The 13,262-nt window shown below is 36.2% G+C and carries 11 protein-coding genes; 6 read left to right on the top strand and 5 right to left on the bottom strand.

The genetic code is table 11. The annotated features are described in order from the left end of the window. Positions 1–3: 3 nt before the first annotated feature. From PWP26_RS04600 to PWP26_RS04585, 4 genes are all read right to left on the bottom strand, one after another. Positions 4–2,223: an acetyl-CoA carboxylase carboxyl transferase subunit alpha/beta gene (locus PWP26_RS04600; RefSeq protein ID WP_301399049.1), complete on the bottom strand. Its 2,220-nt coding sequence runs from the start codon at positions 2,221–2,223 to the stop codon at positions 4–6. Between the two features lie 5 nt (positions 2,224–2,228). After that, on the bottom strand, positions 2,229–3,620 hold the full coding sequence (locus PWP26_RS04595) for a biotin carboxylase N-terminal domain-containing protein (RefSeq protein ID WP_301399048.1): 1,392 nt from the start codon (positions 3,618–3,620) through the stop codon (positions 2,229–2,231). Positions 3,621–3,629: 9 nt separating this feature from the next. After that, positions 3,630–4,922, bottom strand: a complete 1,293-nt coding sequence (locus PWP26_RS04590) for an adenylosuccinate synthase (RefSeq protein WP_287568468.1) — start codon at positions 4,920–4,922, stop codon at positions 3,630–3,632. 258 nt (positions 4,923–5,180) lie between these two features. Continuing rightward, on the bottom strand, positions 5,181–5,507 hold the full coding sequence (locus tag PWP26_RS04585; protein WP_273012171.1) for a hypothetical protein: 327 nt from the start codon (positions 5,505–5,507) through the stop codon (positions 5,181–5,183). Between the two features lie 508 nt (positions 5,508–6,015). On the opposite strand from PWP26_RS04585, the gene PWP26_RS04580 reads away from it, so the two are divergent. From PWP26_RS04580 to lepB, 5 genes are all read left to right on the top strand, one after another. Next, positions 6,016–6,228 carry a hypothetical protein gene (locus tag PWP26_RS04580; protein ID WP_273012168.1) on the top strand — a complete coding sequence of 71 codons (213 nt, stop codon included), beginning with the start codon at positions 6,016–6,018 and terminating at the stop codon, positions 6,226–6,228. A gap of 81 nt (positions 6,229–6,309) precedes the next feature. Beyond that, complete coding sequence (locus tag PWP26_RS04575; RefSeq protein WP_273012165.1) at positions 6,310–7,041, top strand: ABC transporter ATP-binding protein; 732 nt, start codon at positions 6,310–6,312, stop codon at positions 7,039–7,041. Then, complete coding sequence (locus tag PWP26_RS04570; RefSeq protein WP_273012162.1) at positions 7,025–7,828, top strand: ABC transporter permease; 804 nt, start codon at positions 7,025–7,027, stop codon at positions 7,826–7,828. Before PWP26_RS04575 ends, PWP26_RS04570 begins: the two co-directional genes overlap by 17 nt. A gap of 63 nt (positions 7,829–7,891) precedes the next feature. Next, complete coding sequence (gene lepA, locus PWP26_RS04565; RefSeq protein ID WP_353735827.1) at positions 7,892–9,682, top strand: translation elongation factor 4; 1,791 nt, start codon at positions 7,892–7,894, stop codon at positions 9,680–9,682. Between the two features lie 26 nt (positions 9,683–9,708). Continuing rightward, a complete protein-coding gene (gene lepB / locus PWP26_RS04560; protein WP_273012159.1) occupies positions 9,709–10,320 on the top strand; it encodes a signal peptidase I in 612 nt (203 codons plus the stop codon). Positions 10,321–10,335: 15 nt separating this feature from the next. Here lepB and phoU read toward each other — a convergent pair whose 3' ends face one another. Further along, entirely contained in the window at positions 10,336–11,679 is a 1,344-nt protein-coding gene (gene phoU, locus PWP26_RS04555) for a phosphate signaling complex protein PhoU (RefSeq protein ID WP_028841754.1), read from the bottom strand. A gap of 170 nt (positions 11,680–11,849) precedes the next feature. Here phoU and PWP26_RS04550 point away from each other — a divergent pair, with 170 nt between their 5' ends. Beyond that, positions 11,850–13,088 carry a putative DNA modification/repair radical SAM protein gene (locus PWP26_RS04550; RefSeq protein ID WP_301399047.1) on the top strand — a complete coding sequence of 413 codons (1,239 nt, stop codon included), beginning with the start codon at positions 11,850–11,852 and terminating at the stop codon, positions 13,086–13,088. Positions 13,089–13,262: the final 174 nt, after the last annotated feature.

The following is a 13,262-nucleotide window of genomic DNA, read 5'->3' as shown; positions in this document are numbered from 1 at the left end:
TACCTACCATCTGTAGTATAGGTTTTTGCCTCCCATCGTAAGTAAAGCGGTAAAAAGCTTTTTCCTTAGTTCTCTTCTGTCCCAAATACCCTGGATATGCCCTCTTTTTAATGCATTTTCTGCACTATGATAATCTGGAGGCACATCTTGCCCTGTGGTTTCCTTGATAACTCGTGGGCCTGCAAATCCTAAACGAGTAGATTTTAAAGCGAACTGATAAGGTGCTGATCCTAAGAAGCTCGCTACAGGCCCAGCATAGGAGTTGTTATCATAAACAACGATGTAAAGCCCTCCTTCATCTACGTAATCCCTTACTGCCATGGTACATCTGGGCATTTGTACCACACCAAGGGTCCCTTCATGTATCCTTATACCTCCGGTAGTATGCACCAAAGCTAAAAATGGACGTCTGGTAAGTTTAGCTAATTCTATCGCCCTGATAAACTTTTCACCTTCTGCTACCCCTACAGTACCCTGTCTAAACTCAGCTATCAACATTACCGCTATCAAAGAGATACCACCAATTTTGGCCTCAAAAGATATAAGACTAGAATTTAGCCCTGTTTTTTCTCTTGCAGCTTTTAGTTTTTCCGCATACCCTTCAAACTCTAATGGATTGGTTGAAGCAATCTCATCATTAAAGGTACGGATACTGTTTTTATCAAAAATGTTGTTAAGATACCATTTATACTCTAAAGGAAAATGATACCCACAGTTAGGACAAACCCCACAAAACTCTCCGTAAAGATCTGGGACCCAGAGGTCAGGACAACCATATTTTTCAGCTTGAGGGCAAGTAATCGTTTTGTCTTCTAAAGCCAAAGGACTTATGTAGGTTGGGATGTCATCATCTTGTAAAGAAGGGGTGATAAGTTTAGGCCCAGTTTTTTTTCCTACGATTAGGTTATACACTGTTTTTATAGGATCGGAAACAGGTTTTAGAAGCAAGGTCGATTCACTGGTTAATTCGTTTAGAAACTTTTTGAATGTTTTTTGTCCTTGTTTTAAAATTTTATAATTTATTTCATTTTTAAGTTTTATGCTTATGGTATGTCCTAAATCAAAGAAAGATTTGAATAGGGTTTTGTTTTCATGTACAGCCCATTGGGTCATTTTTCTATATTTTTTATATCGATTTTCTATTAAGATTTCAATTTCATCTTCGTCTAGATCCCAGTTTACGTAATATTTAAAATTTTCTGTTTCTTGTTTAGAAACCACATATTTTCTTAAAAATTTAATACTTCTTGTTTGAAGGATAACCTCATCTGTAGCTCTTATCAGTTCAATCTTTAATCTTTTAAAAAACTCATAATCCTTTCTTCTAGCTCCAAGAGGGGGTTCTGGTATAATTTTATCAATAGTTCCAAACCTAAGATTATCTTTTGCAGTAAGTTTGAGAGATCTTGCACATTTTTCTACCAACTCCCTAGGAGGACGTCCATCTTTTATTTTTGCTTCTATCGCAGCGGCACCTTCTGGACTTATGACCGAATAGTATCCTTTTTCAGCCATCAATCTCATATCTGCAAGACCTATAGCTTCGGCTCCTCCCGAACCTCCTTCTGAAATAAAAGCTATGGTTGGCACTCTTAGTTTTGCCATATAATAAAGGTTTTTGGCAATCTGCTGAGCAGCACCTGGATAATCCTCGATGGGATAAGCACCAGGAGTAAAAATAAAGAAATGAATAGGGATCCCTTCTGTTTCCGCCATTTTCATATAACGTAAGGCTTTTTCATTACCCCAGGGTTTAGCACTACCTCCTTCTCTAAACTCCTCTCCATGTCCTTTTTCATGCCCGATTACCATTACCTGATGGAAGAAAATCTCGTCTTCTACTTTTCTAACAAGCATAGCCTTAGCACATACTACCGCAGGATCTATGTTGATTTCTCCTTCCCCTCCAAGTTCCATATAGGAGTCATAAACGTTTTCTAGAATGTCCTGCAAGGTAAACCTTTGATGATGTCTGGTGATTTTTACTATCTCATAAGGAGTAAGAGTTTTTTCTCCTTGCTCTAAAAGAATATCAAGCTGTTCTTTAGTTTTTTTAACAAAATCTTCTAAATAAGAAGGCTCGTATTGATAAAAATTATCATAAACCTCAGAAATTTTATTTATCAGAGAGGTTATCTCAAAAAAGTCTTCTCCTTTGATGTCCCTTATGTAAGTAGCTGTTTCTAAAAGATTTTTTAAAGTTTTATAGAGTTCTATCTTCATAGGCCTTAAGCCTCGAGAAATTTATAAAGAAATTCTGTTTTTTCCTTTAAAAAAGAAATGTTGGTTTTTAACTTTTTTCCATCAGGGGTAACCCCTTCTATGATAACTTGGTCTAAAAGGGTTAAACCTCTTTTTTTGGCTTCTTCAAAGTTTTCTCCGTAAACGATAGCTAAAGCAAGGTTTGGGTCAAACTGAGTAGGAATGGTGTAAGGTTTATCTTGAGGTACATGGGTTCTCATCGTAAGCCAAGGCACTTCCGGCCAGCTAAACTTGGTTATAGTTCCACTTAGAGGAATAAAACCTCTTTTAGTATCTTCTGCAATCAAACGGTATTCTATACTTGTTCCTTTAAACTCGATGTCTTTTTGTGAATATCCTAATTTTTCTCCAAAAGCTACCCTTATCTGTTCCTTTATAAGGTTTACCTGTTTATTCCTAATAAAGGATATCTTGGCAGAAATTTCATTTTCCACCTGAATCCTGGTATTAACCTCCATCAGGTAGTACTTACCATCGGGAGTAATCAGCCATTCCCAGGTTCCTACGCTATCATAATTAAAGGCTTTAGCAAGTTTTATGGAGTAATTAATGATTGCTTCTTCTACCTTTTTAGGGTCAAAACTGTAGGGTTCTTGAAAGGAAAAACCTGGGGCTATTTCGATCCTTTTTTGTTTATGAGGACTTTGAATGGTACAGTTTCTGGTTCCAAAGTGTACATATTCTCCATGTTTACTTCCTAAAAGCTGTACCTCTAAATGTTGAAAAACAGGTATTTTCCCTTCTATGATAACTCCTTCGTCCCCAAAAAGTCTCTTGGCATAAGCTCTGATTTTTCTAAAAGTAGGTCTAAGTTCTTCCAAACTTTTAACCTCTTCGATCCCCATTCCTCCGCCACCAGCTACAGCCTTTACCAGAAGGGAAGGTTTTTGAATCCCTAAGGAAGCAAGTTCTTCCAAAAGCTCTTCAGCTTTAAGCTCAGCTTCAATTTCGTTATATACAGGCTCTGTGGTCCCTGGAATAACAGGAATACCAAGGTCTTTCGCAAGTTTCTTCATAAAAAGTTTATTTCCCAAATCCCTGATTGCCTCCCAGGAAGGTCCTACAAAAATCAAAGGTCTTGACCTTTTGACCACCCTTCTTGCAAAACGAAAGTTTTCTGAAAGAAACCCATATCCTGGATGTATAGCCGTACACCCAGACTCGTCTGCTACAGCCAAAAGGTCGTTCATGTCACGATAATCACAGATACGGTATTTTTCTTTGGCATATCTTACATGTAGAGACTCTTCATCTTCCTTGGTGTAAACCACTACATAATCAATACCTAAATCTTTACAAGCTTCCATTATACGTAAAGCAATCTCTCCTCTATTAGCAATCAATATTTTATCTTTCATAAATCAGACCTATTTATTAAAGGGATTTTTTAATAAAAAACAACTCTCTCTCTCAGGACCAAGGGATAAAAAGGCTATAGGAACCTCAAGATACTGTTCTATAAATTTAATGTAGTTTTTAGTCGCTTCCGGAAGCGCATCGAAATTTTTTATCTGGCTAATGTCTTCTTCCCATCCAGGAAGTTCTTGGTAGATAGGTTCCACTTTTTTGAGTTTTTCGAGCTCTGAAGGAAAGAAATCTATAATTTGACCTTCATATTTATATCCTACACAGAGTTTTAAAGTTTTAAGTCCAGACAACACGTCAAGCTTGGTAATAGCTAAGTAAGTAAGACCGTTTAGTCGTACTGCGGTTTTTACCATCACCAAATCTAACCATCCACACCTTCTTGGTCTACCGGTGGTGGCCCCGTATTCTCCACCTCTTTCTCTTAAAAGTTCTCCTATTTCATCGTGGAGTTCAGTAGGAAAAGGCCCTTCTCCTACTCGAGTAGTGTAAGCTTTGACTATTCCTAAAACTGAGTTGATCTCTGTAGGTCCTAAACCACTTCCACAACAGGCGTTTCCTGCTACGGTATTGGAAGAGGTCACATAAGGGTAGGTGCCATGGTCTATGTCTAGAAAAGTTCCTTGAGCTCCCTCAAAAAGTATATTTTTACCAGCTTTCTGAGCATTCCATAACAGTTGAGAAACATCTGCAAGATAAGGTTTTAAATATTCTCCAAAGGCTAAATATTTTTCATATATTTCTTCAAACTTTAAAGGTTCTGCGTTTAAATAACTTAACAGAAAATTTTTTTCTTCTAAAATTTTTTTCAGTTTTTCTTTAAAGGTTTCAGGATACGTAAGGTCTATTAACCTGAACCCTTTTCTCGCTACTTTATCCTCATAACAAGGGCCTATTCCCCTACAGGTAGTCCCTATTTTATTTTCACCAGCTTTTGCTTCTCTTGCTATATCTAAGGCTTTATGATAAGGCATGATAGTTTGAGCTTTTTCACTTATTATAAGTTTCTTAGGAGAAAGGTCTAAACCTTCTTTTTTTAACTTTTCTATCTCGTTTATCAAAACCTCTGGGTCCACAACCACTCCATTTCCGATAACACAAACCGTATTAGGTCTGAAAATTCCAGAAGGGATAAGATGAAGTATATGTTTTTTTTTATTGATAACTAAAGTATGTCCCGCGTTATTTCCTCCCTGAAACCTAACCACAAAATCTGCTTGCTCAGTAAGGACATCAACTACCTTTCCTTTACCTTCATCTCCCCATTGTGTGCCAACCACAACCAAGGTGGGCATACTTTCCCTCCTAAAAAAGTCTCCCAAAAATTGAATTATACCATAAAAACTTTTAAAGCAAATCTATTCAACCCCTCATTTTTTCTATGAATTTTAAATATCAGACTGTTGCTCCAAGGAAGGATGTCACATATTATTTCAAGTTTCAAATGCCATCTCACTTTTTATTTTTGGATACCAACGCTGAGAGTGATCTGAAGCAGGTTTCCACTTCTTTTTCCTTTTTATCAACCTATCCTAACAAAACCTAAAAAGCCTCTAAATCCTCCTCTTTGCTTTAGGACTGTTAGCATGAATAATTTCTATATTAAGCTCTTTTAATGCCATCTGAATCTGTGTCTCTCTGTGTTCTAATCTAACATCATAATGAAACCCCTCCATGTCGGACGGTCTTAAAGTGGGACGCTTTGTCTGTATAAAGGGCAAAAAAGAGACCTTTTTACTCTTTATAACCTTCATATTAGACTTAGTGGTGTCTCTGGGATGAAACTCTGCATAGATTTTACCATTCCCATCATCTATCATAGCTATTAAACACCAGGGTTGTTCGATATTTTCTATCCATCGAAGGATAGAAAAATCCACCTGAACAAGCAATCCTGCTTTAGATATTCTTTCTTTGTAGATAGTGTTTTTTGTTTTTGGGAGATGTGAAGGCCTTCTTTGATGAGTAGTTGTCTGATGGTTTCATGGCTTAGGTGGATTTCTGACAAGGAAGTCTTAAAAATGAAAGATGTTAAGTTCAGAGCAGATAGTAGTTCTTAGATGAATGATTTTTTTGTTTCAGGTCTGGGGAGAGTTTGAGGTTAGGAGGATGGGTAGAGTTTTTTTTCTCAAGAGACCTTTTAAGCCTTGGGTAGAGAAATTTTTCTTTAGACGAATAGCCTGACAGGATGAGATGCCGAGTATTTTGGCAGCATCCTTAAGGGTAGTGTTTTTGTTTACAACTTCTCCTCTTTCTGACTGATTTAAACTCTAGCTAGAATAATATGTGACATTTTAATTTTGAACTTACATTTAAATATCAGACTTGACAAAAAGATAAAAAATTATATATTTTTACAAACCTTTAATACGTTGATTGGAGGGGCTAATGGCAAGACATAAAAAAATAGAAAGACAGAGAGAAATCGAAAGAAGGAGAAGGAGAAGAGAAAAGTTAGCTAAACTTCGTGCAAAAGGTCTTTTTCCTCGTCCAGAGGGATATGATCCTAGAGTTTATTCTTACGTAGCTTATGCTGTGGCTAAGGGTATTATGACTTTAGATGAAGCCTTAGCAAGACTAGAAAAGGCTAAAATATCTTAACCTCCCAATTAAACCATCTTAAAATCTTTAAGATATTCAAATAACCCCTAATCAACCTTGTGATTAGGGGATTTTTTTATTATGATTCAAGTTATCAAGACAATCTCTCTTTCTAAGGTTTATGGTTCTAAAAAGGTGCTTGAAGATGTATCTTTTGAACTTGAAAGGGGAGATATTTTAGGGATAATAGGTCCTAACGGAGCGGGTAAAACTACATTGCTTTATCTTTTGTTAGATATAGTCCTTCCTACTTCTGGTCAGGTGTTTTATTTTGGTAAAGATTTTAGAAAGTACAAAACAGAAATACTTAGTAAGCTTGGTTTTGCTTCCCAATATCTTAATTTGCCTTATTCTCTTACCGTAGAAGAAAATTTGAAAGTTTTTGGTCATTTCTATGAAGTCCCTTCTTTGAATCAGAGAATAGATGAATTGTTGGAATTATTTCAACTTTATCATAAAAAGAAAGTATTAACTCGTTATCTATCCTCAGGAGAAATGATGCGTTTAAACTTGGTTAGGGCTTTTCTGCATCGCCCAGAGATAGTGTTTTTAGATGAACCTACTGCTGGTCTTGATCCTGAGTATGTAAAATATGTTTCTAACATATTAAAAGAAGAGGTAAATTCAAGAAAAACTACCATCGTTCTTACTTCTCATCAGTTAGGGGAGTTAGAAAGGATAGCTAACAAAATTCTTCTTCTAAAACAGGGAAAGGTAATTGGTTTTGGTGAGTTAAAATCTTTATTTGAATCTTTTCAGGTTAAATCTTTGGAGGAGCTATATTTTAAGGTGTTCGATGAAACAAGTTTTTAACGTTCGTAGGGTTTACGGAGTAATTTTAAGACATTTTTTTCTTTTAAAACATAGTCCAAGCCGATGGATAGATCTTTTATATTGGCCAACAGTAGATTTGTTACTTTGGGGTTTCATCACCCTCTATCTCCAAAAAGAGACTTATTCTCATAATTTTTGGACTTTTCAGTTTATAGGGGCTTTGATTTTTTGGAATATTTTAATACGGGCCCAGCAGGGACTAGCTGTAGGTTTTTTAGAGGACATATGGTCGAGAAATTTAGTATACATTTTTGTTTCTCCTTTAAAGGTTTATGAATATTTAGCCGGGCTTATTGTTTACAGCATCTTTAAGGCAGCTATTGCTTCTTTTCTTATGGTAGCTATAGCAGGGATGGTTTTTCATTTTAAGTTTTGGTTAACAGGGGTACAATTTTTTCTTTTGGTGTATGGCTTGTTACTGTTTGCCTGGAGTATAGGGTTACTTACGATGTCTTTTATTTTATTTTTTGGCCAAGAGGCAGAGATTCTTGCTTGGGCTTTAGCTTTATTGTTTCTCCCGTTTTCTGCGGTATTTTATCCAGTAGAAGTTTTACCAGGGCCTTTACAAAATTTAGCTAAATTGGTTCCTGCCTCTTATATATTTGAAACCATGAGAGAAATTTTAATTGCAGGAAAGTGGAGGGTAGACTGGGTGGTTAAATCTTATCTTCTTAACTTGGGATACTTAGGTTTTAGTTTAGGGATTTTTGATTATGCCTTTAAACTTGCAAAAAAGGCAGGTAAACTTCCTAAAATAGGAGAATAGGTACCTTGTTTTTTCTAACAATTTTGTTATTTTTTTAATGCTATGAAAAGAGAACAAAAGATTATTCCCCAAGAAAAAATTAGGAATTTTAGTATTATTGCTCATATCGACCACGGTAAATCTACGCTTGCTGACAGGATCTTAGAACTTACAGGTGCAGTTTCATCTAGAGAAATGAGAGATCAGTATTTAGACCGTCTGGAGTTAGAACGAGAAAGAGGAATTACTATTAAAGCTCAAGCAGTGCGTCTATACTACCAGGCTGAAGACGGAGAGGTTTACCAGTTTAACTTGATAGATACCCCAGGGCATGTAGACTTTACTTATGAGGTTTCAAGAGCTCTTGCTGCTTGTGAAGGAGCATTACTTGTGGTAGATGCTTCTCAAGGAGTAGAAGCTCAAACTTTAGCTAATGTTTACTTAGCATTAGAAAATAATTTAGAAATTATACCGGTTATCAATAAAATAGACCTTCCTCAAGCAGACGTAGAAAAAACTAAAAAAGAAATAGAAGAGGTGATAGGGCTTTCAGCAGAGGAGGCCATCCTAGTTAGTGCGAAACTTGGAATAGGGATTAAGGAAGTCCTAGAGGCAATAGTTAAAAAAATACCACCTCCTAAGGGATTTAGAGAAAAACCTCTTAGGGCTTTAGTTTTTGATTCTTGGTATGATCCATATCTTGGGGTGGTAGTTTTAATCAAAGTAGTCGATGGTAAAATCTATCCAGGGCAAAAAATAAGGTTTTACTCTACTGGTAAGGTGTATGAAGTTACCAAAGTAGGGGTTTTTGCTCCAGAGGCAACGTCAATAGACATGCTGGTAGCCGGAGAGGTTGGGTTTATTGCTGCCTCTATAAAAGAGGTAAGAGAGGCTAAGATCGGTGATACCATTACCGAGGCTCAGGCTCAGGTCGAACCCCTCCCAGGGTTTAAAGAACAAAAGCCTGTGGTTTTTGCAGGTATTTTCCCGGTTGATAGCGATGATTTTGAAGACCTCAAAGAAGCTATAGAAAAACTATGGTTAAACGACCCAGCTTTTTCTTATGAGATGGAGACCTCTGCAGCTTTAGGATTTGGTTTTAGGTGTGGTTTTCAGGGTCTTTTACACATGGAAATCGTCCAAGAACGTTTAGAAAGAGAATATAACTTAAACCTTATCTCTACCTCTCCTTCAGTTAAATATAAAATTAAACTTAAAAACGGTACAGAAGTTGAAGTTGAAAACCCTGCTAAATGGCCTGATCCAGTGTTGATAGAGGAGGTACTTGAACCTTACATTAGGGCAGAAATCTATACTCCCAAAGAATTTTTGGGGCAACTGATAAAGCTTTGTGAGGAAAAAAGAGGTATTCAAAAAGAGCTTAAGTTTATTACACCAGAAAGGTGTGTACTTGTTTACGAAATTCCTTTTAGTGAGGTAGTACTTGATTTTTATGATAAACTTAAGAGTTATTCTAAGGGTTATGCCTCTTTAGACTACCAGTTTATCGGTTATAAACCAGGAGATCTGGTCAAGATGGATATTCTGATCAACAAACAACCGGTAGATGCCCTATCTTTGATAGTCCACAAGGATAAAGCTTATTATCGAGGAAGAGAACTGGCTGCTAAGTTAAAAGAGGTCATCCCGAGACAGCTTTTCGAGGTAATAATTCAAGCTGCTATTGGCAGTAAAATCATAGCCAGAGAAAGGATTCCACCTCTTAGAAAAGATGTGCTTGCTAAATGTTATGGAGGAGACGTAACCAGAAAGAAAAAACTTTTAGAAAAACAGAAAGAAGGTAAAAAAAGACTTAAATCTATAGGTCAGGTAGAAATTCCTCAAGAGGCATTTTTGGCTATACTTAAAATCTAAATGTAAATTTTCATAGGGGTCAAATAATGGAACCTAACAAAAATAAGGTTTTAGACTGGATAAAAAGTTTAGTTATAGCTTTGATCTTAGCTCTCTTTATCAGAACTTTTGTGGTTCAGGCTTACAAAATCCCTTCAGGGTCGATGATCCCAACCCTTTTAATAGGAGATTACCTTTTGGTAAACAAACTTTCTTTTGGAATAAAACATCCTATTAAAGATGGGTTTTTGTATTTTAGAGAGTTACCCAAAAGACAAGAGGTAGTAGTTTTTACCTATCCTCTTGATAAAAAGTTAGATTTTATAAAGAGAGTTATAGGGCTTCCTGGGGATACAGTGCAGATAGTAAATAAAAAAGTTTATGTTAACGGGCAATTGCTTTATGAACCTTATGTTCAGTTTACCGACCCTGAGGTCTATCCTCGGGAGGTTAGCCCTCGGGACAACTTAGGACCAATAAAAGTTCCGCCAGGGAAAATTTTTGTATTAGGAGATAACAGGGATCAAAGTTATGATAGTCGTTTCTGGGGGTTTGTTCCGATAGAATATCTAAAGGGTAGAGCTTTAATCATATACTTTTCTTGGGATTCGGAGCATTTTAAAATAAGGTTAGACAGGATAGGAAGGTTGATAAAATAAGGGTTATTTGTGGGTCTATTTGGCTATCATTGCCCTCATAAGGTCTGCGGTGTTTTCAGCATGATGCGAAATTCCTAAAATCAGATCTATGAGCTTTAAGAAATAGAAAAGATGTAGAGGGTCCTCTATTTGATTAAAAATAGCTTTTTTAACCTTATTTCCATATTCTTCAGATAAATATTGAGCATATCTGATTTCTCTGATTAACTCCTTTGCTCTATTTCTACTTTCTTCATTTCTGGTTAAAATAAAGTCTGCGGAATATAAAATCATATCTTCTAAAAACTCAAGAGGCTTAATACTTTGGTTAAGTAATTCTTCTATTTGCTTAAAAAGCTCAAAAGATAAGGGAATATGTTTAAAAGAAAGCCAGTTTAATATCTCCTCAGCTACATCAGCAATAGCGTCCTGTTCCTTTAGATATAGAAAAAGCTCAAATCTCTCTACAGGTAGTATAATTCCTTTTGGTAGATGTCCTCTGATGTTCATTTTAAGCTTATCAGCTTCTTTTTCTATTTCAAAGATATGCTGAGCTGTTTCTTCAAGCCTTTGCTGATTACGGTGAAAATAAGCCTCTAAGGAAAGAGAAAGTCTTTCAACGCATTCTATAACTAACCGAGCATGTTTTCTTAAGAGCTCAAACACCGGAAGCTCTTTTAAAATCTCTTTTTTAAGAGTTATTAGAGAAACACTTTCTTTTTCAAGTTTTACTATCCTCCCTTCGACAACAAAGATTACTCCTTCTGCTATGTTAGTTGCTAAATCAGCTATTCTTTCTATGTTTTCTATTATCTTGATGTACTCCACACCTTGGTCTATGTTTTGAGGATTTTTCTTCATGCAGTTTTTAACATCCTCTATCAAATCTTGTTGTAAACGGTCTATTATAGCATCATACTCTATTACAGACCTTGCTTTGTGGGTGTTTTCAGTGACAAAGGCATTGATCGCTGAATGGAGCATCGTTAAGGCTTCATTGGCCATTTCCTCTATAGCTACTTTACACTCAGGGAAAGATTTATTTTCTTGTTTGGCTAAACTTTGGGCGCTGTAGGCTATGTTAACCGATTGATCTGCAGTCCTTTCTAAGTTTTTAGCTATGTCTATGGCAGTGATAACAAACCTTAGGTCTTTTGCTACCGGCTGTTGTAAGGCTATAATCTCAAGAGCTGTTTGACATACCATATGTTCATAATAATCTATCTGGTCATCTGCCTTAATTACCCTTTCAGCTAACGTAGGGTCTAATTTATTTAAAGCTAAAATTGTGCCATTTACCATTTCGTCTACGTTTTTTGCCATATCAGTTATTAAATTTTTTAAAATTTGCAACTCTTTGCCAAGAGCTATCCTTGTCATGAATCCCCCTTCAGCATAAAATAGTCTTTAATTATTATTTATTATAATATAACTTTTAAAATCAGTCAAAAAAAAACTGAGCTTAAATCATACAATCAAATTCCCCAAAAATTTAATGTTTCAACACTGGGTCTTGTCAAGAATAAAAATTAGGACAAAATAATTAAATGATGGGACCTTTGGTTAAGAAAAAAAAGGAAGTATGGGAGCGTCTTGAACTTCTTGCTCAAGGAGCAAAGTTTGATGTATCTTGTGCCTCAAGTGGAGTTACAAGAAACAACAAAGCTTCATTCTTAGGGAATGCCTCAAGGTTTGGCATCTGTCATACCTTTACCTCAGACGGACGTTGTATAAGTTTACTTAAAGTACTTCTAACCAACCATTGCCATAACGATTGTGCCTATTGTGTTAACAGAAGGTCCAATGATCACCCAAGGACGTTTTTATCGCCTGAGGAACTTGCTTATATCACCTATCAATTCTATCGTCGAAACTACATCGAAGGTCTATTTTTAAGCTCTGGCATCATAAGAAGTGCAGACTATACTTTAGAAAAAATGATAGACACCGTTAAAATATTGCGCCGTAAATATGGTTTTGATGGGTATATTCACCTTAAGATTTTACCAGGAGCTTCAGAGGCAACGATTTTAGAAGCTATAAGATGGGCAGATAGAGTTAGTGTTAACTTAGAGCTACCTACCCCTAAGTCTTTAGTTAAGCTTGCCCCTGAAAAAAACATGAAAGAGTTATTATCGACTATCGAATTAATATCTAAAAAAATTGATGAGTTTAGAGAGGAGCCTTTTGGTTATAATGCAAAGGGAGGTCAAAGCACTCAACTTATTGTCGGTGCCTCCCCAGAACCAGACCTTATCATCCTCACCTTAAGTCAACAGCTGTATAAAAAATACAAGTTGAAAAGGGTTTACTATTCTGCCTATGTTCCAGTTAATCAAGATAGTCGTCTTCCAGTGATCTCAAACCCTCCACTTCTTAGAGAGCACAGGCTCTATCAGGCTGACTGGTTGATAAGGTTTTATGGTTTTACTGTTGACGAGCTTCTTTCACCTGACAGTCCCAACCTTGAAGAAGGTTATGACCCGAAATTAGCCTGGGCTTTAAGAAACTTACACTACTTCCCGGTAGATATCATGAAGGCCTCTTACCACGAACTCCTTCGAGTCCCAGGTATAGGACCAACCTCTGCCAAAAGGATCCTTAATTACCGTAAACATACCTCCCTTAGTCCAGAAAGTTTAAAAAAACTTGGCGTGGTAATAAAAAGGGCTAAATATTTTATAACAATTAACGGTAAAATGATAGACCAAAAGGCTAAGGTAGATTCTCTTCAGAGTTTTGTCTTTAAACCTCAACCTAAGATGACTCAGCTTGAACTTTTCTTTTGAGGTTTTTAGCTTGAGAAAAGAGAACCAAGTTTGGATAAAAGAGCTTGTATATAGGGTTGACCAAAACCTAAAAAAACAACCCTAATTTCCAATTCGAAAAAAAGATGAAATAAAAAACCTCCAGTGGTATCATAAAGTAAAACTACCACTGGAGGTAAAATCATGACTTTTAGA

Origin of the sequence: Thermodesulfobacterium sp. (genome assembly GCF_030445475.1) — a bacterium.
Taxonomy (GTDB): domain Bacteria; phylum Desulfobacterota; class Thermodesulfobacteria; order Thermodesulfobacteriales; family Thermodesulfobacteriaceae; genus Thermodesulfobacterium; species Thermodesulfobacterium commune.
The sequence above is the reverse complement of the archived record's forward strand: the minus strand, read 5'-3'. Positions and strand labels throughout refer to the sequence as shown.